The 25,207-nt window shown below is 42.4% G+C and carries 17 protein-coding genes and 1 tRNA gene; 8 read left to right on the forward strand and 10 right to left on the reverse strand.

The window, feature by feature from the left end:
• Positions 1-11 precede the first annotated feature (11 nt).
• Entirely contained in the window at positions 12-1,124 is a 1,113-nt protein-coding gene (locus F7734_RS24480) for a hypothetical protein (RefSeq protein ID WP_155747139.1), read from the forward strand.
• A 256-nt stretch (positions 1,125-1,380) separates the two neighbouring features.
• On the opposite strand, the gene F7734_RS24485 is transcribed toward F7734_RS24480, so the two are convergent.
• Genes F7734_RS24485 through F7734_RS24495 form a run of 3 tightly spaced genes read right to left on the reverse strand, consistent with a single transcriptional unit; the run spans position 1,381 to position 10,105 of the window.
• Positions 1,381-7,056 carry a DEAD/DEAH box helicase gene (locus tag F7734_RS24485; RefSeq protein ID WP_166482121.1) on the reverse strand — a complete coding sequence of 1,892 codons (5,676 nt, stop codon included), beginning with the start codon at positions 7,054-7,056 and terminating at the stop codon, positions 1,381-1,383.
• Positions 7,049-8,383, reverse strand: coding sequence for a hypothetical protein (locus tag F7734_RS24490; RefSeq protein WP_155747141.1), 1,335 nt, complete (start codon positions 8,381-8,383; stop codon positions 7,049-7,051). The genes F7734_RS24485 and F7734_RS24490 overlap by 8 nt, the downstream gene beginning before the upstream one ends.
• 18 nt (positions 8,384-8,401) lie before the next feature.
• On the reverse strand, positions 8,402-10,105 hold the full coding sequence (locus tag F7734_RS24495) for a hypothetical protein (RefSeq protein ID WP_155747143.1): 1,704 nt from the start codon (positions 10,103-10,105) through the stop codon (positions 8,402-8,404).
• 1,029 nt (positions 10,106-11,134) lie between these two features.
• Here F7734_RS24495 and F7734_RS24500 point away from each other — a divergent pair.
• The gene (locus F7734_RS24500) at positions 11,135-11,881 is read left to right on the forward strand and encodes a cupin domain-containing protein (RefSeq protein ID WP_155747144.1); all 747 of its coding nucleotides are present in this window, start codon (positions 11,135-11,137) and stop codon (positions 11,879-11,881) included.
• A 197-nt stretch (positions 11,882-12,078) separates the two neighbouring features.
• Here the strand turns inward: F7734_RS24500 and F7734_RS24505 are convergent, their stop codons facing one another.
• A complete protein-coding gene (locus tag F7734_RS24505; RefSeq protein WP_155747146.1) occupies positions 12,079-13,008 on the reverse strand; it encodes a serine hydrolase in 930 nt (309 codons plus the stop codon).
• A 12-nt stretch (positions 13,009-13,020) separates the two neighbouring features.
• Here F7734_RS24505 and F7734_RS24510 point away from each other — a divergent pair, with 12 nt between their 5' ends.
• The 3 genes from F7734_RS24510 (at position 13,021) to F7734_RS24520 (ending at position 16,175) form a co-directional block, all read left to right on the forward strand.
• On the forward strand, positions 13,021-13,743 hold the full coding sequence (locus F7734_RS24510; protein WP_155747148.1) for a C40 family peptidase: 723 nt from the start codon (positions 13,021-13,023) through the stop codon (positions 13,741-13,743).
• Between the two features lie 14 nt (positions 13,744-13,757).
• A complete protein-coding gene (locus F7734_RS24515) occupies positions 13,758-14,768 on the forward strand; it encodes a glycosyltransferase family 2 protein (protein ID WP_155747150.1) in 1,011 nt (336 codons plus the stop codon).
• A gap of 192 nt (positions 14,769-14,960) precedes the next feature.
• Positions 14,961-16,175: an MFS transporter gene (locus F7734_RS24520; RefSeq protein WP_155747152.1), complete on the forward strand. Its 1,215-nt coding sequence runs from the start codon at positions 14,961-14,963 to the stop codon at positions 16,173-16,175.
• 125 nt (positions 16,176-16,300) lie between these two features.
• Here the strand turns inward: F7734_RS24520 and F7734_RS24525 are convergent, their stop codons facing one another.
• The 4 genes from F7734_RS24525 to F7734_RS24540 all read right to left on the reverse strand — a co-directional run bounded on the left by F7734_RS24525 (position 16,301) and on the right by F7734_RS24540 (position 20,841).
• Positions 16,301-16,906, reverse strand: coding sequence for a pentapeptide repeat-containing protein (locus tag F7734_RS24525; RefSeq protein WP_207714197.1), 606 nt, complete (start codon positions 16,904-16,906; stop codon positions 16,301-16,303).
• 665 nt (positions 16,907-17,571) lie between these two features.
• On the reverse strand, positions 17,572-19,356 hold the full coding sequence (locus F7734_RS24530) for a diguanylate cyclase (RefSeq protein ID WP_155747154.1): 1,785 nt from the start codon (positions 19,354-19,356) through the stop codon (positions 17,572-17,574).
• 9 nt (positions 19,357-19,365) lie between these two features.
• The gene (locus F7734_RS24535) at positions 19,366-20,346 is read right to left on the reverse strand and encodes an ABC transporter substrate-binding protein (RefSeq protein WP_155747156.1); all 981 of its coding nucleotides are present in this window, start codon (positions 20,344-20,346) and stop codon (positions 19,366-19,368) included.
• 228 nt (positions 20,347-20,574) lie between these two features.
• Complete coding sequence (locus tag F7734_RS24540) at positions 20,575-20,841, reverse strand: VOC family protein (RefSeq protein ID WP_155747158.1); 267 nt, start codon at positions 20,839-20,841, stop codon at positions 20,575-20,577.
• A gap of 359 nt (positions 20,842-21,200) precedes the next feature.
• On the opposite strand from F7734_RS24540, the gene F7734_RS24545 reads away from it, so the two are divergent.
• On the forward strand, positions 21,201-22,433 hold the full coding sequence (locus F7734_RS24545; RefSeq protein ID WP_166482122.1) for an MFS transporter: 1,233 nt from the start codon (positions 21,201-21,203) through the stop codon (positions 22,431-22,433).
• 55 nt (positions 22,434-22,488) lie between these two features.
• On the opposite strand, the gene F7734_RS24550 is transcribed toward F7734_RS24545, so the two are convergent.
• Positions 22,489-22,562 (reverse strand) — tRNA-Arg (locus F7734_RS24550).
• Between the two features lie 34 nt (positions 22,563-22,596).
• On the opposite strand from F7734_RS24550, the gene moaC reads away from it, so the two are divergent.
• Complete coding sequence (gene moaC, locus F7734_RS24555) at positions 22,597-23,106, forward strand: cyclic pyranopterin monophosphate synthase MoaC (protein ID WP_155747160.1); 510 nt, start codon at positions 22,597-22,599, stop codon at positions 23,104-23,106.
• A gap of 149 nt (positions 23,107-23,255) precedes the next feature.
• Here moaC and F7734_RS24560 read toward each other — a convergent pair whose 3' ends face one another.
• Positions 23,256-24,299: a hypothetical protein gene (locus F7734_RS24560; protein WP_155747162.1), complete on the reverse strand. Its 1,044-nt coding sequence runs from the start codon at positions 24,297-24,299 to the stop codon at positions 23,256-23,258.
• 278 nt (positions 24,300-24,577) lie between these two features.
• Between F7734_RS24560 and F7734_RS24565 the strand changes: the two genes are divergently transcribed.
• Positions 24,578-25,204: a helix-turn-helix transcriptional regulator gene (locus F7734_RS24565; protein WP_155747164.1), complete on the forward strand. Its 627-nt coding sequence runs from the start codon at positions 24,578-24,580 to the stop codon at positions 25,202-25,204.
• Positions 25,205-25,207: the final 3 nt, after the last annotated feature.

Raw genomic sequence — 25,207 nt, forward strand, 5'->3', positions numbered from 1 at the left:
ATAAACACTTTATGTCAGCAGACAACCTGGAGCGTAATTCTCCATATATTAAGCCTCAGATTATTGCTGAGGAAATCAAGCAATTACAAAGGAAATTGGGGGAAATCGTGTCACCATACCAAAGACCAATTTCTTCGATCTTACCAAAAGAAAGGCAGGTAGAAATTGATTTGTTATTTGACGATATAGAGATTGAGGCTTGCTATGACAGGTTTTCTAGCTGGGAAGGTTCTTTGTCGAAGAAAAAGATTCGAGAGTGGCTAAATCAGTTTGAAACTACTATGGATAAAAACATAGCATATTTACTTTTGAGTAAGTTTCAGTTTTTCTCAAAAACTATTATTGAAGATGCGACTCGCAGCTTACAACAAAAATTACTGAATTTACTTCTGCAAAAAGAAAGCCTTCGACAAGCCTTTTACTCAGACCCTAAAGCCTCCGTAAAAAATGAGGCCGAACTGCAAAAATGGCTGCGGAATAAAAGCATTAGATATGCTGAATTACCTCCTCCACCAAACACATCTGTCGAGAGTCAATACCGACTTTGGGCAATTTATGAAAGGTCGGCTCTTACTGCTACTAGCTCTCCTGATAGTAAAAAGCTTAGACCTTTGAAAGAGTATTTTGAAGCTAGTTCAGGGAACCCAGAAAATTCGGTTTTCGTATTTATGGATTATACAAATGGTTCGGGAACCCAGTTGACAAAATGTATTAAGGAAATTAATAAATTAATTGTAAAATATCCGGTCTGGAAAAATTCCTTTTTTATTTTTATGTACGTTGTTCAGTTTCAGGGATTCAGTGTAGATGCTACGGTGTGCGTTCCTTCCAAAAGTGAAACCCTTTTTTATGAAGAAATACTTCACTATAAAAATCCAGAGATTTTGGAAATTCTTGATATTCACAAAATTCTTGAAGTCGAATATGATGCTTTTATAGAGAAGTATTGTTTGCGTGCTTCTGGAAAACCATTTCCAGGATATCGTCAGTCTGGAGCATTAACCTGCCATCATTATAGTTGTCCAAATAACACGTTACCTTTTTTTCATAAATCTAGTCAAACCTGGCAGCCACTATTTAAAACTAGCCAGACTCCCACCGCAACCCGCTACAGGCAGAGCTAAATCCGATGGAATGAGGTGATTAAGTTACAGCGGCGCAAAATTGAGGAAAAGAAAGTTTTAGGTTAAAGGAGCATAGCAACATGAGGAACAATAGAAATTTTAGTAAAGATGATATATTTGACGCCGAAACAATCAAAGTAAAGGAAAGCATCATCAAAATAATGATATGCTCTCCCAGTTAGAGGCAGAAATTAAGTATATGCCAATACAGTATTGGAGTATTTCCAAAGCAAGGTCATGCCAAAACACTTTAGTGCTAGGCATAGTCAGCAGGGCGGCGCAAAACCTTAAACGGATTGGCAGATATTACCTCATAACCTGCGTACTGTTTTCCTGCCATTTCCACAGCCGCTATCCACTCAGGATGCTCGTCAGTCCACAATGGATGCCGCAATATCAATACTTTTGCTAAACGCCCACGGCGAATGTAACCGCGCAAACTACCAAACTGCTTCTGTGAATTATATCCCAAGCGTTCCAACGTAACAGGGATTGGTGCTTTTTCCCCTAGAATTAAATTCTTCCACGGATTGGGACAACCATTCCAAGATGATTCCAGGTCGATCGCACTCGTACTTGATGACGCTATCCGCGCCATATCTAACGCTAAGCGCCAGTCCAAAAGACCATGATAGGACAAATTGTAAAAATCTCGCAGGCACAAATTGCAAGAGGTATCGCACTCGCTTTCATGTCCCGAAGACATCCACTTTGCGGCGATACTATTGGGATGCGTTGGTTCTGCGATCGCCATCAATCTGCTAAACTCAGCAGCATCAGTAAAAAACTTGCAATATCCCGCCCCATTCTCTAGCTTGTCACATAAAAATGCTTGACCGATAGGTTTTCTCGTTACTTTATCTGGCAACACACGCAACCCTGCTTCCAACTCCAAGGCATCCACATCCAACAGCGCACCCGCCGCGATTCTCAGCCAAAACGCGAAAGAATACCAACCGGCGCGTCCCTCAACCGTGGTAGGGTCGGCAAATACTCCAGAAGGCCATCTTTCAATATTCACAAGCAAAATATCTGTTACCCGCCGTGAAATTAAAGCTACACGGTAAGCCGCACCAGAGACGGAAACATAACCCTCCTCGCCCACAGCATAAGCCCCATTCTTCAATTCCCCGTAAATTTTTGCAGCTTGGAAATCAAATCCTCCCTTGCCTTCATCATCATTTACTGAGAGAATTTGGTCAGTCAATGCCATAACCGAACAGTTTCCTACACTGGCTGCAGCAACTCCTTCGGCCTCGACACTCAAAGAAGGACGAGTCGAGCGCGGTTGCCACTCGAACTGTCCGTCAAAATCTTGCGGTTCGAGATCGCTAAAAAAGCCCTTGGGTTCGCGGACATCCAACGGTATGAGAGATGGTTCGGGATACTGACAAACTGGACAGGTTTGCTTTTCAGGTTCTCGTTTTCCCAATGCGGGTTGTGGCATGGCTGGCAGGGGTACAACCGCCTGACAATGTCCGCAGACTCCGATGGGGTTCGCATTTCCTTGAGGTAAAGGAGGGTAAAAACCATTTTCTGAATTGACCACCTTCCCTGCTGGTCTGAGTGTCACCACACCAACGGCTTTGTGAACGGCTTTATCCTTTACTGTTTCTGAACCAGGTGCAAATTGACTCAGGGCAATATCCAAATCGCGGTCAACAAGACCCTCTTCTGGAGGCCAGGGGAAAGACTGGCGGGGCCATCGCGTGTAAAGTACTCGCGTGCGTGTCGGAAAACCAAACATTGGTAGCAAACCGGCATTGGCAAGGCGTTCGCTCAAAGCATCTTGGGTGTAAGATTTATTGTCAGTAATCTGAGTAATTTCATCAACCAAGCGATCGCGCAAATAGTTTCGCATTTCTTCTCGAAATGCCTCACCACCCACACCCGCCCAAGGAGTTTCAATACTCAGAGATTCCATGATGGAATTGATAGCTTCATCATTCCTAGCATCTTGCAGCCACTCTCTAATTTCCGGCTCATAAGTGGTTGCCCATTCTTCAGCCGTACCGAATTCCCCATGTACATTATCTGTTGTACCGCTTTGACTCAAAACTGGCTTATCGGCAAAAGCTTGGCGCAATACCTCTTTAATTAACACCCGTTTGTAGATTGTTTGACTTCTCGTATCCACATAGGGAGGTGGAGGCGGATCGCCCGTCATGCTTTCAGGACGTTGGTAATAAAAATCATCGTGGCTTCTCCCTCGGCAAAATGTCACCGCCAGAGAAACTCCGCTAGCACGACGACCTGCTCGACCGACTCGCTGTTGGTAATTAAAGCGTCGCGGCGGCATATTTGCCATCATTACCGCATTGAGAGCACCAATGTCAACCCCTGCTTCCATTGTGGTTGTCACGCTTAACAAATCAACCCCGTAAATCTTAGCTTGGGCAAGTTCATTAGCAATGAAAACTTCCTGAAACCAGCGCTGTCTTTTCGGTCGTTCTGCTTTATCAGTTTGTCCTGTAAGTTCTTCACAATTCATGCGAAACAGCTTGGCATCTGGTCTATCTGTTAATTCCGTGTAGTAGTCGAAATCCGAAGTTAACTGTGCAAATGCAACAGGTTGCAAAGATTCGGGATCGATACCAACAGCATGTAAATAAAACGCATTGGTTTGCAAACACCTGTAGACTCCCTGACTCAGTTCTGGAGGGACTAAGGTTAATTTATCCGGGTTTAAAATCAGTCCATTAGACGAGGAAATTCCCGCCCCTGACTGTAACAATTGCTGTTGCACTTCATCGTCAGTTACACCCCAATGTTTTATTCCTGCTAGATAATCGCGAGAGTAACGCCGAAAGTCGTTTTCTGTACCTCTATAAATCCAAGGGCAATATTTGTGCAAACTCCTAACGCCTAATTGACGGATAACAGCTTCTGTTGCATTAATCAAAGCTGGTGAAGCGTTTTTGTCAGTTTGGTAACTTACCCAACCTTGACCCAAGGCTTCCAGCGTTCTGGCGATATGTGGGAACAAGGCATACATTAACTCTGCCATTAACAAAGCATTCAAGCGAGCAATATGCTCCCCTTGTTCTGCATTGGCATTGGCTAAAGGCAAGGGAACGGCATTATTCCAGTCATAGCAATTAAACCAAAAATCCCAGAATTTATCGACTGTTTTATATCGCTTTGCTTTAAATTCAGAGCCACCGTGACAGATGCCCACTTCTAGTAAGCGATCGCGAATTGTCCCCCGTAAATTTACTAAGGGAATTCGCCCTGGATAACTTTCTAATAACTTTTTCCAATCTGCATGAGTTTGTTGATTAATAGGTGGCGCTCCCATGAACCACATTGGTGCTTCACTCATCAGATGAATGTTAGCCGCAGCAAATCTTTTCTGTGCGATTGCATCTTCAAGTTGCAGGGGTTTTGTCACTTCAGCATAAAGAAGCGGATTTAACGTTTGCAACTGAGGAAGATTAGCTGGATTAAAGGTAAACATCATCCGTAGGTAGCTTACCAAATTACCCCAGTATTGTCGAAACGCTTGAATCATTGCCAGACGTACCATATCTCGGTAATGATCGCGCTCCATTCCAGCTGCTAGCTTTGCTGCATCTTGGCGACTGTCAGAAAAAATAACAAGTTTTCGGGATGAAGATCCTCTTATCCCTTCATCGCTCATTTCTCGGAACAAAGCTCCAGCCAACACTTGACAGGCTTTTTGGAAGCCCGTCCTATGACTTCGTAACGGTGTCTTGAACTTTTTGCGTGTTCCATAGTCGGCATCGCATCGAGGGCATTTGCTCGGCATGGAAGGCTCTGTTGCTGCTTTTTGTCCGACAATATGATAAAGCCATCCCGGAACTTCATTCAAGTTGGGTGGTGAAACATTTTGTGTGAGTAAACCAGTTGTTTTATCTAATTTTACCTTCACCCATTTCCGTGTAATTTTGTCAAGATCCCATTCCAAATCTTGTGGTTTAACTGACCAAGCGGGATAATCGTAGGGCAGAGGCCAAAATATAGCATATTGCCCGTGTTCTTGTTTAAGATTAACGCGATCGGGCATATTTTCGAGATCTGGTCTGTCGGATGTGAGAATGAAACTACCTTGACCTACAAACCGTTTGTAACCACCGAGAAAAACATCCCCGCACACTTCGCAAACAATTAAATCTAAAACGCGAGATCCGCAAGAGCAGGCAATTCGATGAGTAGTATGAATAGCGCCAACGGTAGGACGTTCTGAAGTAGCGTTGGCGCGAGCCTGACGATCGACCGCCTTGTCAGTGCAGTCCGAGTTGCAACACGCCCAAAGATTTTGCAAGTTGTGGAAGAACAAATGTCCGCGCATTGGTTGTGGAGAACGCCCTGTTTTTGTCAGTTTTGACATTCCCAATGCCAATAACAAACCCCTCATGGCATCAGAGGCGATCGCATTTGGGGAAACGGTTGCGCCAGGAAATAATACCCGATCTAAATTTTCCACTCGTGCCGGACGCACTGTATTATCAACGGCAACGGTTTGACAAGCATCTCGCAGTGCATCAGGGGCTTTAATGTTTTCCAGCGCCAATCCTAACGCTTCCGCTCCCTTTCCATCTTTACGCGGGTATGCCAAACGCTCGGTTAATTGGTTTAATTCCCTATCAAACTTCCCGATTTCGGGAACACCAGCTAAAGGATTGCCTTGAATGTTTTGAGCAAATTCTGCAAAAGCACTTTGATAAGGTAATAAAAATGTTCGCGCTCCTTGCTCTGGTTGTATCTGCTGGCTTTTAATAAATTCAAATCTATCTCTGCCAAAAAATTCCCTTAAAAACTTCCGTCCCGAACTATCATCGGTCAAACTAGCTGTAGTTGTTAGAATGCGAAGTTGAGGAGAATCTGGGGTTAAACCGAGCCGATATAAAAGCAAGCGGATAATATAAGCTACCTCCGTACCAGGAGTACCCCGGTAGGAGTGAAGTTCGTCAACGATCAGAAAAAATTCTCGCTCTGGGTGTCCGGGTGCGGCTAACCATTCCTTTGTCTGCTCAAAAATATCATTCTCGATACTCCGCATCATCATAATGTTGAGCATTGAGTAGTTAGTGATTAAGATATCCGGTGGCGTTTCTTGCATATCCCATCGCGACCACATTTCACCGCCATCTAGCCGGGGAAAGTAGTATTGCAGATTGCGATCGCAGTTGGGATCGTTACTCAGTGCATCCAAGACTTCTTGGCGTTCTTCCTGCATCTTTTGCAAAATTTTGCGAAGGCGATCGCGGCTTTGTTTTGTTTCTCTGCCGGAAACTGGAGTTAAGCCCGTGTAGCGACCAAAAGTGATATAATTTCCATTGCGTTGTTTTTCTAACCACCTGTGAACATCATTGTCATCCAAGGCTGTTCGCAGTCGTCGTAGTTGGTCTTCTACTAAAGCGTTCAGTGGATAAAGAATAATAGCTCTTAGGGCGTGGGGACGAGTTGTATGCTCCCACTGCGAAACTCGGAGATCTTCATCGTCTTTAGAATTATTCCACCATTGTCGGTTAGCGGTAGGTGAACCTGAAGGTGTCCAAGTTAAGGACTCTCTTGCAAGTTGAGCAAAAAGTGGTAGTAAGAAACACTCAGTCTTCCCCGAACCCGTACCAGTAGTAACAACAATATCTTTACGGTTGACTAAAACTTCATCTAGACTTTGCCTTTGGTGTCGATACAGTTCAATATTGGAGGGAAAGAGTTTTTGCGCTAATGATGACAAACCACTGTATTCTGATGGTAGCCGCTTTGTTACAGCCGCTAGATTCAGGCCAGAAGAGGGGTAAATCGGTACTGTTTCGATTAAGGGAGGTTGACTTAAAACTCCAGTTTGATTGAGAACCTGGAAGCGTTCTTCACCTAAAACTAGCGATCGCAAAGGAAAGGCACTTTTGATGTAAAGTCGATACAGGCGATCGAGCCTTTGATAAGCTCCTAGTAGGTCATGCACAACTAATACCCTCCTCGCAATTTACATAAAGTTTTTTTGTCAAGTTTTCTGCTAAATTCGGAGCAATATTTTCATAAATAAGCCATATTTTGTTTTCGGTCTCGTAATAAACTGGTAGCAATCCAGAAGCTAAAACTAAAGTGCGTTCGTATAATTCTGGCCATCGCTGAGAAAACGGAATTGCTAAACGTGCCTTTGTAGAATCGTAACGGGCAATTAACAAGCGATTAGTGTAGTGTAGAGCTAGAAATCTTAATCCGTACCAATCTCCTTGTAGCCAAGTGTTAGTTTGTGCTTCATAAAAAAGAGACATACGAGGAAAATCGCCGCCTTCTCTATCCCACATTTGGTACATTCCAGTTTCGTTCTGAAATGTACGCTCAACAAAATCATTGCCATCAAATCGTTTCCATTCGTAAAGAGATGACACTACACCCGGTATGCTTCTGAGACAATATTGCCAACCTACCAGATCCGGTAAGATATCAGCCAGTTGACTCGATACATCACCCGTGTAAATAATAGGAAACTTTTCTGCAATTCTATTGCATTCGTTTACTTTCAGACGAATACAAGGCGGTGCATTTCCTCTAGGTTGGTCAAGGGATATTATATTTGTATATTCTTTCAACTGAGTCAGCCAACTGATACAACGCTGACCGCATAAAATAAATTCATGTGAATTTAATTGAGAGTTAATTTTAACAAGAGATGGAGGAGTAGCAGACCATCGTTTACCATCTAGTGAAGATTCAATATGACCAAGCAACCTAAGTCGGCGTAAGATGCGTTTAGGCTCTTGAAGTTGCAATACCTCACATCCTTTCTTAAAAGATTCCCAAGTTCCACTACCAAGAGCAGATAGCCAGAAAAGAAGTTCCTCGGAGCGACGAGACATAGCATCAATATCAATGAATGAGTTATTGATAACTACTGTTTCTCTCAAGTCAAACGGGCGATCGCAGGTTAACTCCCCTACTAGCTGATAGGGAATATTGTTAGTATACTCATAAACATCATGAGCTACCCCAACCATAGATTTTATTTGTTCATAACTAAAGCTGGGACTGCCTTTAATCGGATATTTAAAAAAAGGTAGTTTCAGGAGAGTTGATTGAACTTCAGTTGGTATATTACCTTTTTGTAAACTTTCAACCGCCAGAAAAAAGTAAAACTGTTTGCGTGATTTTGCCCCTTTTTCAACTCGTAGGAGTGGAACGCACTCTCCAAGATTGTGACGTTGAACTTGCTCGGAAATTTGCTTGACAAGTTCTTGTGGATTTCCACTATAAGAAAAACCTTGATACCATCGCTGAATTTGTGGCATTATACACCTGATTTGTTTTCACCCTTTTGCTGAAACTGTCTGAATAACACTGCCACATATATAGTACCCAGAACTAACAGGTGTTATTTCATAACGTTGTGGTTTTTCTGCACCAAGCCAACTCCAATCCACTATTTTCACCAAACGTTCCGTAGATTCTCCTCCACAAGTTGCCTTTACAAGATAGTCTCCTGAACTTGGAAAATTTACCAAAATTGGGGTATTTGTACTTTGCGCTCGCTCAAATATTGATGAATTATCCAATAATCGAGTTATTTGTAACTTGACAGTCGGATAAAAACCAAAGATGGTCACTTGAGGGCTATGGTCTTCTAACCATGCATTCTGTTGGGGAACACGTAATCCCCCTGAAAAGCTAATAGATAAACGGACGCTCGGCTGTAAAGCATCCTTAAGTTCCTGATTGCTAATAAATACTCCATCCCAAGCTAGGGAAATAACCATGCACTGATGAAGCTCTACCCAATTTGAATCATTAAATACAGTCTGAGGTTCACCACTCCACTGTATTAGTCGCTCATCTCGCAAACGATTGATATCTGGAAGTAGCTCTTTTTTACTTAGCAGAGTAAATTTAGTACCAAGTGATGGTTGACCCCAAGTAGCATAGGTTCCTATCTCTGGATCATCTGGATCGGGAATTAGTATCCAAAAGTCACGAGAAGGTAAAACTAGGAAGTCAAGGTTACACTGTATAGTAACTGGATATTTAGCACCGCGTTCAAGTTCACTTATACTTAGAGGCAATTCTAAGGGAAAATACCAGCCTGGGCGTTCATACCTTAGCTCTTTTTCCCTCTCACCATACTGAATTTTTATAGAGCTTACGTCCCATCCCCGCACTTGTTTTGGGTAAGGATAGTAATTAATATCACCAAAAAACGGATCTTCCGTGCGATATAACCCAGCGAATATGTTACGTCTCCAATTACGTATTTCTGTTCTTACTACTGCTGGTCGTCCTTCTGCTTGCCAATATTGGTAAACTTCGTGAATAGATTCGGCTACTGCTTCATAGCGTTCCCTGTTATCAGTTAGTAATTGTTTAAGATGTGTAGGTAGTCGCTGAGCCTCTCGTCTCACGTCAGCAAACAGAGTCATTGCATCCCACTGCGCTGTCCATTGTTTCTCATTAAACAGTTGTACAAGTCGGTTTTTATCTGTGCGACGAAGTAGAGCTTGAGAAATTGGATAATTAATATAAGTAGTTCTCCCTCCGCGACCTCGATGTGCTGAAGGCATAAATCCATTCGCCATCAACCAACGATTCCAGTCTTCCCATAAGGGTTCTTCTCCTTGCTTGCCAAACTTCATACCAGTCGGACGACCATGTTCTGACGTTCGCAAACCTAATACAGATCGGAACCGCTGAAAATAGTTATCTTCTGAGATTTCCTCTTCATCTGCCATGTCATTGGCAGCTAAAACCATTGCACCCAAAAAAGCAACTCCTTTGGGGATACCGTCTGCATTTCGTCCTTGCAATTGACTCAAATTAACTCGTCCTTCTACAATGACTTTTTCTCTGACCGCTCTACGGAAATCATCAGCCTTACTGCTATTTTCGATTTTTTGGTTGAATTTCTGACCAATTCGCTCTAAAATGTCATTGTCAACGCTCAAATAAACCCTTTTATCCCGTGCCAAGCCACTGGTAAAGTACGACACAAGCGCTTGATTCCATTCTCTGTAATTTGCCATTGTGATTGTAAGCGGTTTGCCCTCAAAGTATATATCGTAGTTTTTTGGACGAGCTATTGGACAAACTCATGTTTTGCTCAATACAGTCCTTTATATCCGTACAAACAAAATAGTTTATATAATTCTTATACTTAAGCTTAACTTGATGCTAAACTAGAACCCATAAGGATTTACTTGTCAAAGTAATAATCGTTTTAATACTATTAAAAATCTAACTAGCTGTAGTTACCAGCGTCGTTAGTGAAAATACTTAAGTTTTAAAATAAAAACATTACATAGATAAGCTACGTGATATAAAAACTAGGCAAATTTCGTTTTTTTACACTGCTCCAAATCATCGGAGCTAAATTCTAAATTATCAGAACTTTGCTGTAAGATATATATGACACAAGTTGAGAGTCAACTGCTGTGGTTGCAAGGGCGAAACACCGCACCATAATCTCTGATAAGGAACTGCGAACAATTGGTAGTGGGTTGAAGCCCCTACCATATTGCAAACATAGCTGCCATCTGCCATTTGCCATCTGCCTTCTTCACATTTTTCTGAGTTGATCGAACCTCTGACAATTATTTAGCAAGCCACAGTTGATGTTGGCGTTCCACGTATTTTTTTAGGTAAATTGAATCGCTTTTTGCTGAAGCGATCGCGTGCGCTCCCCAGTGGTGCCTGGGTGTTCAACTTGTCGGTCGTCCTGGCGAGGAAACAACCGTCATTGCGTTAGCAGCCCAGCTTGAGGCAGTCACCTCTTGGAGTCAACATCGTCCATTATTTGCTGCTTAGAAAGGGAATCTCTCATCTCACTTAACGATACGGTGGAGTTTGAGCCTTAAACAAGGTATTCTATAATATGCAAAAATACTAGTACTCGACCAAAGGAACTTTGCTGGGTTAAGAATTTATGGAATGGTTACCATTCAATAGTTTCACAAACAACTTACCCAGCAGGCGTTGGCTTAGCGGACTACTAGCTTGCTCCGATACTACTCACCTAACTACTTGATTAATAATTTAAAATATAGCCGATAAAAATGATATCCTCCCAACTCCAGTGGCAACCTCAAAAAATTAACGAAAACGTGTTGACACGTGTAGCGGTACTAACGACAACGCTAGTTTGGTATCAGGCACCCTTTACCGGAATCTGGTTTGCTTGCTTTGAGTCCGATTGTGAAGTTCAAGATCATCCAGTGACGATGTTGACTCGATTTGATCCGGGTGGCTTTTTCCCGCTACACGGACACCCTGGAGGAGAAGAAATTTTAGTAATCCAAGGAAACTTTGCTGATGAAACAGGTATTTATCCACCAGGATCTTATATGCTTAATCCTGAAGGGTTTATCCATCACCCCTACAGCGATGAGGGCTGTCTAACCTTTGTGAAATTACGGCAACATGGTGGACAAACTCGTCAGCAAGTAAAAACGAATATTTACGAATTATCCTGGCAGTCCGGTATTATTCCCCAAATTCAGGTAAAAACCCTCTATCAGCAAATGGATTTCCCTGAAAAAGTCTGGATTGAGCGATGGCAACCAGGCACCGCATTGTCGAACATAGTCGAGTCTGAGGTGAAAGAAATCTTTGTCATAGAAGGAACTTGGAGTGATGAGCTCGGAAATTACCCCTCAGGCAGTTGGCTGCGGTATCCACCCAATTGTTCCTATAGTCCCTCGTCAACAACCGGTTGTATGGTCTATGTTAAGACCTATGCTAAAGATGCAACGAGATTTCTTGTTGGAGAAGAGTTTCAACATCCATTTGAAACAAGCGCATAAGGCTCACTCTTCAAACCCAAAACACTTGGAACTTTGTTAAGTACCATTCCTCAACCCAACCTATCAATTGGTCACTTATAAAGTAAATCTTAAATCGCCAAATGTATTGTGTGGGTTGGGTAGAACGAAACGTTCCCAATAATTTGATTATAATGTTGGGTTTCGTTCCTCAACCCAACCTACGCTCTGGTCACGGGTTAAATCGCTTGCACGATTTGTTGGGATATGAAGGGTAAAATTTCTCGACTCTTTGCGTTGGCTTTTCCTTCTGTAAAGACAACTAATAGATAAGGACGCCGATCTGGTACTTCTATATACGCTGCATCATGACGAACTTGACTCGTCCAACCGGCTTTTGACCAAATTTGCGCGTTTTGAGGAAGACCACCGCCTAAAAACCCTGTGACTTGGTCTTCTTCTACATTTTTTGGCAAATCTTCCGGATTGAGGCTGCGTTTCAACAAAGCCATCATGGCTTGCGATCGCGTACTGGACACTGCCACTCCCCCTACAATACTATGTAACAACCTAGCAGTGGCATTTGTAGTGAGCATATTTCGGTTTTCCAGTAACTCACCCACAAATGCTCGTTCTCGCCCGTAAGGACCATCACACCAAGTTTTTTGGCAAACATTGATTGTTTCCATATCTGACCAACCAAAAGATTGGAAATACCGATTCACAATGTTTCGCTGCTGCTTCCATGTGTCAAAGGGTCCCACAGGTAATTCCGGTCCCGAAGTCGTGCCACTTAATATATCTACAACTAAACTGGTAGCATCATTGCTAGAATCAACAATCATATCACGCATAGCTCTTTCCAACTCCTGAGAGGTGGAAGTCATGCCTTTTTCCAACCATTCATTGACTGCTACCAGGTAAAACAGTTTTACCACACTCGCGGGGTAAATACGTTCGACACCACGATATGTAAAACCGCGAACAGGATGACTCCAAAAAGCGTCTGGAGTTAAAGCACCACCAGTGTTAACCAGTACGGGAGGATCGTAGACAATCCAAGTCACAGCAATTTGGTTGCGAGCTAAACTCGGAAATGCAGCCCAAGTTGCCTCTAAAATCCCATTTCCAAGGTTTTCCAGTTGTTCGTCCTTATTGAAAAAATTCATTGTAGTTTAAGAATGTCCTCTAATATAGAATCCAAAATCCAAAATTTAGCAGTCAGCGAGTATCAATGTTTAGCCAATCTAAACATATATGATTCTCCTAATTGCGATCGCTTAGCAACCCAAGCTGCGGCGGGACGGCATTTATACTTAACGTCAGACAATCAAAATGCCTCTGTAGAACACCCAACATCCTTACAAGTGCGTCTTTGCGAAGATGATTATCCAGGATGGCTGTTACTTTTAGATTTAGAATTGTTACAACCATGCACTGTACCCTATAGCGCGACATCCTTGGACGAAACCGAGATTAAAAATCTTTTACCAGATGTCATTACCTTTACTTACAAAGCCATGGAACAGCCGAACTATTATCTTTGGGGAGGTACGGTAGGACCAAATTATGATTGTTCGGGATTGATGCAAGCAGCATTTGCGTCTGTAGGAATTCGCATACCCAGAGATGCTTACCAACAGGAGGCTTTCACCCAACCCGTTTCCTTAACAGAATTACAACCAGGTGACCTCATATTCTTCGGAACTTCCCAAAAAGCAACTCATGTGGGACTCTATTTAGGAGACAAAAATTATATCCATAGCTCTGGAAAAAATCAAGGGCGTAATGGAATTGCAATTGACCGTCTCTCGGAACAAGGTGATGAGGTTAGTCGGTCATATTACCAGCAACTGCGCGGTGCAGGAAGAGTGGTAAAGAGTTACGAACCACAGAAACACTAGAAATACGGGAAATTATGAGGAGTGGACTGGTTAATGGATTTGCTGGGTACAATGAAGCAACGGCGTCAATTGTTCCAGATGTTTCGATTGTGGTGCCGGTGCATGATGAAGTAGAAAGTTTGCCATATTTGCTAGAGGCGATCGCATCTACTTTAACTGCCACTGAATTAAGTTATGAAATTATCTGCGTAGACGATGGTTCAACTGATGGTTCGGCGCAATATCTTAAAGAACAAGCGCAAATCCGTACCGATCTTAAAGCAGTTATTTTACGTCGCAATTACGGTCAAACAGCCGCAATGTCGGCAGGCTTTAATTACGCACTGGGAAAAGCAATTGTTACCTTAGATGCCGATTTGCAGAATGACCCTGCGGATATACCCATGTTACTAGCAAAGTTAGAGGAAGGCTACGATTTGGTCAGTGGTTGGCGGAAAAATCGGCAAGATGCAGCCCTGAAACGCTTACTTCCTTCCAAAATTGCTAACTGGATCATTCGACGAGTCACAAGTGTCAACGTTCATGATTATGGTTGCTCGCTCAAAGCTTATCGTGCAGAACTCGTGGCGGATATGAACCTTTATGGGGAATTACACAGATTTCTTCCGGCTTTGGCTTACATTGAAGGCGCAAGAATTACAGAATTACCAGTTCGCCATCATGCCCGTCGCTTTGGTCGCAGCAAGTACGGATTATCGCGAACTTTCCGAGTGTTGATGGACTTGTTAACCATCTATTTTATGAAAAAGTTCCTGACACGCCCAATGCACGTTTTTGGTCTGTTAGGGCTGATTTCAATGATTTTAGGCGTGGCTATAGGAATTTACTTGACTTTTATCAAAATAGCCCTTCACGTAGATATTGGGAACCGCCCTCTGTTAATTCTGGCAGTGCTGTTGCTTGTCACGGGGGTACAGTTATTTTGTTTTGGTCTTTTGGCAGAGTTACTGATGCGTACTTACCACGAATCTCAAGGACGCCCTATCTATCGTGTACGTGAGGTGGTGGCAAAAAGTATCAAATAATTTTAAATACGTAATTTCACTCACGACCTCAAAAAAAAATTAAGTTACAACAGAAGCCATCTAAAACAGGCAAAAAACAAATTACTGCCTGCCTTAGGTGGCTTTTAAATATGAGCCAAGAAATGCGTTTCTTGGTGTGAGGATGATTTAGTTCATTAGTATAAACGCGCATCTACCTTGAAAAACTTATACATGACTGACGCCCAAATGCGGCGAAACCTGCTGTTTTCATTTGCGGCAGGTTTATTCTTCTGGTCTGGCTCTGCTTCTTTACTGCCAACCTTACCATTTTACCTGGCACAATATGGAGCGACTAACCAAGAAATAGGGATTGTTATGGGCAGTTTTGCTCTGGGATTATTGCTTTTCCGTTCTCGGTTCGGACAGTTGGCAGATGAGCGAGGTCGTAAAATCGTGTTGCTTATCGGTACTTTTGTGGGCGCGATCGCACCTCTTGGCTATTTATTCATCCAATCATTTCCTTTATTGATGGCGCTGCGTGTCTTTCACGGTTTAAGCGTTGCAGCGTTTGCTCCTGGCTTTAATGCATTCATTGCGGACATTGCGCCTCCCCAAAAGCGTGGTGAAATCATGGGTTACATGAGTTTGGTCAATCCTATTGGTGTTGCTCTAGGACCTGCTTTAGGAGGCTATGTACAGGCCTCTAGTGGTAATACCTATATATTTTTGTTAGCAGGGGGATTGGCTTTAGGATCGTTCTTGTGCGTCATGCAAATTGCTAACCCACAGATAGAACAACAGCCGGGAGAGATTCAAAACACTAAATTTTGGCAAGTGTTACTTAGCCCAAGGGTGAGAGTTCCCGCAGAAATTCTGTTGTTAGTTGGTTTGGCTGTCGGGACATTAAATACTTTTGTGCCATTATTTATCAAATCAAGCAAAGTAGATCTAAACACCGGATTGTTTTATACAGCAGCAGCTTTTGCTAGCTTTAGCGTCAGGTTGTTAACAAGTAAAGCCAGCGATCGTTGTGGTCGTGGTTTATTTATTACCCTCAGTCTCCTGTGTTACTGTGCGGCAATGTTTATTTTGTGGGAAGCTCACAGCGCTCAAGCTTTTCTAGTAGCTGCAAGCTTTGAAGGCGCAGGTGGAGGTATGTTATTCGCTATACTTGCAACTCTCATGGCAGACCGTTCGCTACCACAGGAAAGAGGACGAGTTTTTGCCCTATGTATTGTGGGATGGGATGTTGGGCTAGTCACAGCAGGTCCGGTTTTTGGTTTGATCTGCGAACACATTGGTTACCGGAATATGTTTGGTTTCGATGCCTTTTTAACTGTCCTGGCACTTGTTCTTTTCCTCACTAAATCTAGCAAAGACTTACCCAATTCCCTTCGCTTTGCCCTGGGGCGCGGTACAGATATTTATGCTTTGAAAAAAGTTTAAGGTTTAGTTAGAAACTTTTAATAAAAAATATCCCAAAATCTCTTGTGGTGCGGGCAGAAAAGCCCGCCAGTCAAAAAACTTTGCCCCATACTTTCAGTATGAGGGGTAGAGTGCAACAAAATTTGTTACAAGTCACCATAACTCAGATTGGCATGACTCAAATTAGTATCATGAATATGAGCAAGGTTCAAATTGCTACAACTTAAGTCAGCATGGCTGAGATTAGCTTCATTAAGGTCAGCATCACTGAAGTTAGCACTGAAAAGGCAGGCATTGCTTAAGTTAGCTTTATTAAAGTTAGCGTGAGTTAAGTCAGCACAACTAAGATTAGCGTAGCTCAGATCGGTATGACTGAGATCGGCATAGCTGAGGTCTGTATAGTTGAGTAAAGCACCCGAAAGTTTAGCACCTTTGAGCTTCGCATAGCTAAGATTCGCACCCCGCAGATCGGCATCTTGTAGGTTTGCACCTTGAAGATCGGCATGGCTGAGATCGGTACCGTTAAAGTAAGCTCCCATCAAGTTGGCATCACTTAAGTCAATCCTACTCAAGTTAGCACCACTATAGTTAGGAACACCTGTGTCAACATCACTTAAAGGTCTATTGGTAGAGTTTGGAATAAGATTTAAATCAGCATTTCTCTCTTTGAGTGAAAAGTTTTTTACGTCTTTCTCTACGAATACTTGGTTTTGGTCTTGAAATTCCTGTTCAAATTCTGATTTAGACATCATTCTATATCTCGATTAAACTGAAATTCTAGTTGTACTTAAATACAGCGATGACAATCGTTATTACGTGAAGGTGTGTATATTGAATCTATGACAGTTAGCTAAAAGTTCAACCTCCGTCAATTTCTGTAAATTTTTAATAAATTTTTAATAAATTTGCAACGCTCAACGAGTGATTTTTACATTTTTTGACTGGCGGGGATTGATAGACATCTCTAAACCTAATGTCAATTAGCCCTGAGTGCTCAGTCAGCAGGCAGAGATAAAAATATCAATGTAATAAAATGTAAAAATCACTAAAATCCTTAAAAATGGCAAAACCTCAGTTATGTAAAGTAGCAAATTTTACACTTAGTGAAGAGTGATAAAACTGAGATAAACAGTAGTGCAGAGCGATTTGAAAAACAAATTATCAGACTGGCGAAGTTTAATGATACATTGCGTACAACCCCTGTAAAGATACGCTGTTTGAAGCGGCTCTATATTGAGATAACCCCAAGATTAGCTGATTACTCTAATATTCTTGATACTCATCTTCAATCAGGACTTAATTTTCACAATTAAGATTTGTTTTGTAAATTTCTTTTTTCTCAACCTTATACTTGATAACAATACCTTTGCCAATTTACGAGGGTTCAACTTCTGTAGAAAGCGGATGAATACGACCATTAGAAGTAACAATAGCGATCGCGCCCCTGTTGTTTAGCAACATACAGTGCTTTATCGGCTGAAGCGATGAGTGCATCTGGCTTGATATCCAAAGTGGGTACGCCAGAGCTAATCCCCATACTAACGGTGACGATCTCCTTGACATCAGACTTTGCATGGGGAATGGCCAGAGCGTGAATTGCTTGCTGAATATTTTGTGCTACTTTGATGGCTCCCGCTAAGTCAGTATTGGGAAGGAGTACCGCAAATTCTTCTCCACCGTAACGCGCTACTAGATCGGCAGGACGACAAACTACCTGTTGCACTGTTTGCGCGATTGCGATTAGACAATCATCGCCTCTTAGATGACCATAGTAGTCGTTATAAGATTTGAATTTATCAACATCGAATAAAATCAGTGACAGGAATTGTTGTTCCCATGCAAGGCGTTGCCATTCTTCTTGCAGTCGTCCATTGAAGCAACGACGGTTAGCCACCTGAGTCAAACCATCTAGATTTACCAGTTGTTCTAGTTTCTGATTCGCATCTTCTGCTTTTTCTTTAGCAATTACTAACTCTGCTGTTCTCTGTTGTACCCGTTGTTCCAAAGTTTCAAAAGATGTTTGTAACTGAAGTGCCATGTCGTTAAATGATTTTGCCAGTTGACCTATTTCGTCTCGTGAAGTAATTTTGGCACGGATATCTAAGTTACCTGCGGTAAACTGGAAAACTATATTGGTAAGGTAAATTATTGGCTTTGTTAGCAGTTGCCCAATGACAAAAGCGATGATTGTCACTACTGAAGCGATAATTGCAAATAGAAACATTGTGTCACGAATTTGCTTTTCTACAGGTGCTAGGGCAACAGCAAGGGGCTGTGCGAACAATACAGACCAAGGTTTATATTTTAAACGAGCGATCGCAATCAGATTAAGCTGATTACCTGTTGCTGGCAAAGATGCAATTAAATACGACTGTTTATTATCCAATGCTTGCTTAAGTTTTGACTCATTAGTTGCCAATTCTTTGACAGGATAATTAAGCAACTGCCCTTGAATTTGTCGTCGATTTACAACATTCAAAGGCAGAGGCACAATTGATTGAAAAAGTAGTTTTGGTGCAGTACTATGTGCCAAATAAATATTATTTTCATCTAAAAGAATAGCAAATGATTTTGCCCCAGCCCTTTCAGTTTCTCGAGTGACTAACTGCTGGACAACAGTAGCATTGTATGAAATACGCAATACACCCAATATATCTCCCTTGGCATTGCGAACCGGACTGCTAAAAAAGAGGGTAACAAGGTCAGAAATTGTCGGCGATCGCTTCATACCAGAAACAAAAGATAACCCAGTTTGCAGCGGTTTTTTAAAATAATTTTCAACTGATTCATTTGAGCCAATGTTCGATGTACGTGTATCCAATACATTTTTGCCGTTTAAGTCGAGCAAAGCATAGGAGAGAATATTGAGCATATCTTTGCGGCTGAGACGAATTAATGTTTCTGTCGCCAATTGCATTTCAGGGCTGTCATCTCGCTGTTTTGGAGTTAGGCTGAGGTAGCGTGCCAAACCTGGTAAAATCGCCTCTACGCGCACGGCATTGAGATTTCCATCAATAAAGGCATCTATTCTATTAGCGGTTTCGTTAGCCGCCACAGATAAGGCTTGTCGGGCGTTGTCAGTTAGTGCTTTTTCAGTTGTCTGTTTGTTGATAAATCCCAATAATAGCAAAGGAATCAAAGCAACAATGAGAAACGAGGCGATCAACTTTCTACGGATGCCACACAAAAAACACTGCTGCATGGCTTTAAACTAGGAGGGAGGATTCAAGAACGAAGAATTGAACAAACTTTTTAGATCGGGAATGCGCGTCATGTTTCCAGAGCGAGTAAAAAAGTCTGTATATATCTTGGCAGTTTTATAGATGGAGTTAGGGTTGCTAGATTGAAATAATTTTTGATTTTCAGCTAAATCAGTTAGGTTTACTCCCTCCAGAGAAAGTGTATTGCTAGGAATTTTTAACGCTTTGCTGATGATGGCGTTTCCTTCAGTGACATTTGCTTTCCAGTAGGCTGCGGCTTGCAGCCATCCTCGGACAAATGCACGAATGTCTTCAGGGCGATCGCGGATTGTTTCACAGCGAAAGACAATCATATCTAAAATCAAGCCAAGGGTTTGTTTGCTGCTAAATAGGATATGTCCCCCTGATTTAATAGCTTCAGAAAGATGAGGTTCCCAAGTGTGTCCAGCTTGAATAACATTATTTTTCAGACGTTGAGGAATTTCTAAAGCTTCTAATTTAACCAAGTTCACATCATCGTTGGTTAAGTTCGCAGTTTTTAACATCTCAGTCACAAAAACTTCGCTAAAACTGCCTAGATTTGCACCCAGCTTTTTCCCTTTTAAGTCAGCAACGGTTTTAATTTCTGATTGGGCGACTACCACATCTGCTCCTATTGATTCATCTATAACCATCACGCTTTGTATATTGGGATTTGTGGCACTCAAGATGATAAAACTTCCTAAGGACGCTGAAATGCCATCATACTTACCCGCACTGAAATTTGCGCGTTCCAATTGGACGGATCGTTTATAAATTAGTTCTACATCTACCCCTTTGGCTTTGAAAAATCCTTTTTCTTGAGCAACGATCCCTAGACACTCACCAACAAAATATCCAAATACCACCCTCAAGGGAGGGCGTTTTAATTTGGTTGGTGCTGAAGCATGACAAGCAAATAGTAAATAGGTGGTAATGATAAAAATACTAAGGTATTTGAGTAGTTTTAACATAGAATCTTTGATATTTTCTAAATAGAATTTATGAAATTTCAACTAAATCAACTATCTGTTACAATTCCAATCGAGATGAATCAAACTTCCATACACCTGAACGGACGAAGCGCCAGCCAATAAACATAACTAAATAATGCCCACACCTTGCGATCGGTGATTAACTCAACAACCGTACCTTCATCCACCGTAATAGTTGCATATTACTTGAGGTATTCGTACCACTGGTCACAATCCACTGGTCGCAATGGTAAAGATAATGCCCGTTCGTACAGCGTCCTCTTTTGTTGCACTCTCGTTTCTTTGGCACAATCCCAAGTATCTAGAACCAGTTACAGTATAAATCCGGCAATTGCCTTGGTCAAGCCACAACTTCAGACCTAGCTTATCTTCATAGAACTCAGTAGAGGTGGCAAGGTCGTTAGTGTATAAAAAAGTAATTTGTTGGTTAATTGGTGGGGGAGACTTGGAATGTGTTACCCGAAATACATTCAACTCGATGAGTTGTTTGCTTGCTAGCCAAATACTGCTCGATCGATTCTCTAATCAAATCCGGTACCGTGCAATTTTCAAGGGAAGGCTAAATCCTCGATCTGGCGCGGGAAATGTTAAAAATGCTGACTGTTAAGCCTGAGCCTATTTTATTAACCCAGATTTTTGCCAAGCTTACTTCTAATGGTCGTATTCATCCGCTTTCTACAGAAGTTGAACCCTCGTAGATTGGCAAAGGTATTGAGAGGACAGGAGGCAGAAGGTTGAGTAGTTCATAAGACAAGGTAGAATAATTTGGCAGCAATATCACTCTTAGGTGCTGGTATTGACTGCCACACAGTTTAAATTAACTAGCGTTTGCCGTGACAGTACTTCGCACATCTGATACTCAATTGCGATACAACCTGCTGGTTCTCTTTGCAGCAGGTTTATTATTCTGGTCTAGCATAGCTTTTTTACTACCAACATTGCCGATTTATCTCAGGCAACTGGGTACAAACAGGCAGGAAATTGGAATTGTAATGGGCAGTTTTGCTATTGGATTGTTACTGTTTCGCCCGTGGTTGGGCCGTTTGGCAGATAGGCGGGGTCGTAAGATAGTATTGCTCATCGGTACTCTTGTGGCTGCGATCGCACCTCTGGGCTACTTAACAATCAAGTCTATTCCCCTGTTAATGCTAGTCCGTGCTTTTCATGGCATCAGCATTGCAGCTTTTGCCACTGGCTTTAATGCTTTGGTTGCGGATATAGCCCCTCCAGAAAAAAGGGGTGAAATTATAGGCTACATGAGTTTGGTCAATCCAATTGGGTTTGCCATCGGACCTGCTTTGGGTGGTTATTTACAGTCTGGGGCTAGTAACAAGGTTTTATTTCTCATAACTGCGGAATTAGCGCTCATCGCAGTACTGGGTATTTTCCCCATCGTTAACCCCCCTCTTCCAAAAGTCAAAAGAACAGATGCTAAGGACAATCAATTTTGGAAAACTTTATTGAGTCCCAGAGTGAGAACTCCGGCTGTCATCATGTTACTCATCGGTTTAGCTGGTAGTGCCATACACATTTTTATTCCATTGTTTATTAAAGAAGCCAAAATTGAACTAAATCCTGGTTTGTTTTTCACTGCTGCAGCCATATCGGGTTTTGGCATACGGTTATTTACAGGTAAAGCAAGCGATCGCATGGGGCGTGGCTTATTTATCACTATCAGCTTAGTTTTCTATACTGTGTCGATGTTAATTTTATGGCTGGCATATAGTCCTCCACTTGTCTTATTGGCAGCAGTTGTAGATGGTGCTGCGTCTGGAAGCTTAATTCCTACAATTACAGCTATGATGGCAGACCGAGCAAAACCCCAAGAACGAGGACAGATTTTTGCCCTGTGTCTGTTGGGATTGGATGTAGGGATTGCGATCGCGGGTTTGATGTTCGGGTTCTTTACCCATCATTTCGGTTATCGAAAAATGTTTCTTGTTTCCGCCTTTTTAACTTTTGTGGGAATGGTCTTCTTCTTGACCCAGTCCAGCAACACCTTAGGCAGTTCCCTGCGCTTTGCCCTTGGTCGTGAATCGGATAATTATGCCATCAAAAAAATCTAGAGATGCAGTATCATGCAAAAGACGCGCCATGGCGCGTCTCTACATTCATAATTAACGGGCGAGGAGGGATTCGAACCCCCGACACCGTGGTCCGTAGCCACGTGCTCTAGTCCACTGAGCTACACGCCCTTACAAGAATTTTATAGTAGCACACATTTTCCCAATGACACAAGAAAATTCTGAAAATTTATTTGCCGGACTCAGTCATCTAGACGATCGAGGGCAAGCCCAGATGGTAGACGTGTCTGGTAAAGCGCCTACCGTTCGGGAAGCGGTAGCCATCGCCAGAGTCAAGATGCTAGCAGAAACCTTCAGTGCCATTCAAGCAGGAAACGCTCCCAAAGGAGACGTGTTGGGTACAGCAAGGCTAGCAGGAATTATGGCAGCCAAACAGACAGCTTTATTGATCCCCCTATGCCACCCTCTGCCCTTGCATAAAATTGAAGTGCAGATCGCACCCGATCCCCAACTTCCCGGTTATCAACTTCAAGCGATCGTCAAAACCAAAGCAGAAACAGGCGTAGAAATGGAAGCTTTGACAGCCGTTTCTGTTGCTGCTCTTACCCTTTATGACATGGCAAAAGCCCTAGAAAAATCAATTCAAATTGAAGCCATTCAGCTAGTCAGTAAAACCGGAGGAAAATCAGGCAATTATCTGGGGACTGGGAAATAGGTGGCACTCATAGCACTCGTTCCCAGGCGGAGCCTGGGAATGCAGATCTAGAGGCTCCGCCTCACCATTCACGAGACGGAGTCACCGGAAGTGAATAAGTGGACATACGTACTCTAATTGGACATAAAGGTAGAACTTGGGCTGTGACGTTAATCAAACTTTAAAGGCGATAGCGATCGCTCAACATTAAGAGCTAAAAATTTATCAACAGGTGCGTACATCCACCAACAAGAGGAAAATTGAGAACTGTAGCTGTTTTTCTGGAACCCCAAGATTGAACCGAGTTGTTCATCTCTAGGAAGGACTGCGATCGTGTACAGATCGCAAAGATTGGGAAACTCTATTTGCATCGCAATTAAAGTTTTTTGTAAATCCTCCAATAACAGGCAAATATTCTCTCGCTGCTTGTAGGGAGAATCTACCAACCAGATTCTTATACATACAGATGTACAACTTGGATCTCCCGATAAAGCGATTTTGAAGGGGTCAGTTTCTTTAGAACTGTCTAGTAGGAAAAGACTGTTGCGAGGAGGGAGAAAGAAATTTTTCTCAGATTCCCGAGCGATCGGGTGCAAAGCATAAAATCCAACAGGATGTTGGTGATCGCGACGGCGCAGTACTCGCATACCAGTGGGATACTGCTCAGCCCAGACTCGCAGTATTCTAACTATTCTATGGGGGTCAACAGTTGTCTTTGTATTAAAAAAGTTAAAGTCGCGAGCCAAAAAACTGGCAACGGGAATGGTATCAGTTCGGGGATTATAACTATCTGTTACAAGTTGTGTAGATTTAACAGCGCGGGCAGCTTCTGGCAGATTGGACAGTAACGACTTAACCCGAATGCAGGTACTGTTGCCATCAAAGTCTTTTTCAATCAGCCCCAAAGCCACAAGTCGATCGATCATCATACCTGCGGCACGTTCGCTTCCCCGCCCGCTGTTTTGTTGACCGTAGAAAATTTCATAAGCTTCGCGGTGCGTACAGGAAACGAACCCATCTGGGATGTCTAATTGAGACAAAGGCGCTTGTATCCGCTTGCCAAGTTCTTGTTTTTGCTTAAGTAGGAGATACGCCCACAATTTAACGAAATACTCTGCTCGTCGGCGTGTTACACCCACTCTTCCTTTGAGAAGAGAAATGTACTTGTGCTGTTGCTCAACTGGAAACCACTGGTCAATGCTTGCTAAATTCATAGGTCATTTGTCCCTGGTCATTTGTCCCTGGTCATTTGTCATTGGTCGGGTAGTCAGGTGGTCACTGGTCAGGTGGTCACTGTAAAAAAAACTTCACCCTGCTTCAGTCCTTTTCAGGACGTTTCCTGCAGAAAACGTTGGCTTCAGAGCTATTGCTTGGTCTACAGGTTACGGTATGGACACTGCAGAACCAAAAAAATGACAATTGGTTTATGCAATCAATTGATTGCAATTGGTGTTTTGTTATTATGCGTGCTTACTCGTAGAGGAGATTTATCATGTACTTTGCAGAAGAACACAAATATATCACTTCTAACCAAAAAGAAAAATTTAATAAACAAAATTGTCATGGTAAACAATTGGAACTTGATTCAAGGGCTTACCTATTACAGGCTGTCATTGAAAGTTTTGTAGACGGTATTTTAATACTGACCACTCAGGGCGAATTACTTCAAGCTAATCAATGCGCCCGTCAAATCTGCCGACAAATAATGCTCGGTAGAGGCTCTGTTGGTACAATTCCAGGAGAGATTTGGCGAGTTTGTGAGTCTTTGATAGATAGCCGCGAACTTTTTCCGGAAGAACGCATTGCGATCGAATCTGAGATAGAAACTGATAAAGGTGTAAAACTGAGGATTCGAGCTAGATGGTTGGCATTAGATGCAAGTGAACGAAACGTTATGTTGGTGATTTTGGAAGATCGCAACCAAACCCATCAAAGTATGGCTTTCTTTGATGCTAAAAAATACGGTTTGACTGACCGAGAAGCGGAGGTTTGGTTACTGCGTCAAGCAAATCTTTCCTATCGGGAGATTGCAGACAGGCTTTATATCACCATTAACACGGTTAAGAAGCATCTAAAAAATATTTATGCCAAGCAACAGGAGACTTTGTGCATGCAATAAAGG

The organism is Scytonema sp. UIC 10036 (genome assembly GCF_009725235.1).

Bases quoted from the DNA above. Each gene is read 5' to 3' on its own strand.
- F7734_RS24480 (WP_155747139.1), top strand. From the start codon at position 12: ATGTCAGCAGACAACCTGGAGCGTAATTCTCCATATATTAAGCCTCAG.
- F7734_RS24490 (WP_155747141.1), bottom strand. From the start codon at position 8,383: ATGCCACAAATTCAGCGATGGTATCAAGGTTTTTCTTATAGTGGAAAT.
- F7734_RS24495 (WP_155747143.1), bottom strand. From the start codon at position 10,105: ATGGCAAATTACAGAGAATGGAATCAAGCGCTTGTGTCGTACTTTACC.
- F7734_RS24500 (WP_155747144.1), top strand. From the start codon at position 11,135: ATGATATCCTCCCAACTCCAGTGGCAACCTCAAAAAATTAACGAAAAC.
- F7734_RS24505 (WP_155747146.1), bottom strand. From the start codon at position 13,008: ATGAATTTTTTCAATAAGGACGAACAACTGGAAAACCTTGGAAATGGG.
- F7734_RS24510 (WP_155747148.1), top strand. From the start codon at position 13,021: ATGTCCTCTAATATAGAATCCAAAATCCAAAATTTAGCAGTCAGCGAG.
- F7734_RS24515 (WP_155747150.1), top strand. From the start codon at position 13,758: ATGAGGAGTGGACTGGTTAATGGATTTGCTGGGTACAATGAAGCAACG.
- F7734_RS24520 (WP_155747152.1), top strand. From the start codon at position 14,961: ATGACTGACGCCCAAATGCGGCGAAACCTGCTGTTTTCATTTGCGGCA.
- F7734_RS24525 (WP_207714197.1), bottom strand. From the start codon at position 16,906: ATGATGTCTAAATCAGAATTTGAACAGGAATTTCAAGACCAAAACCAA.
- F7734_RS24530 (WP_155747154.1), bottom strand. From the start codon at position 19,356: ATGCAGCAGTGTTTTTTGTGTGGCATCCGTAGAAAGTTGATCGCCTCG.
- F7734_RS24535 (WP_155747156.1), bottom strand. From the start codon at position 20,346: ATGTTAAAACTACTCAAATACCTTAGTATTTTTATCATTACCACCTAT.
- moaC (WP_155747160.1), top strand. From the start codon at position 22,597: ATGACACAAGAAAATTCTGAAAATTTATTTGCCGGACTCAGTCATCTA.
- F7734_RS24560 (WP_155747162.1), bottom strand. From the start codon at position 24,299: ATGAATTTAGCAAGCATTGACCAGTGGTTTCCAGTTGAGCAACAGCAC.
- F7734_RS24565 (WP_155747164.1), top strand. From the start codon at position 24,578: ATGTACTTTGCAGAAGAACACAAATATATCACTTCTAACCAAAAAGAA.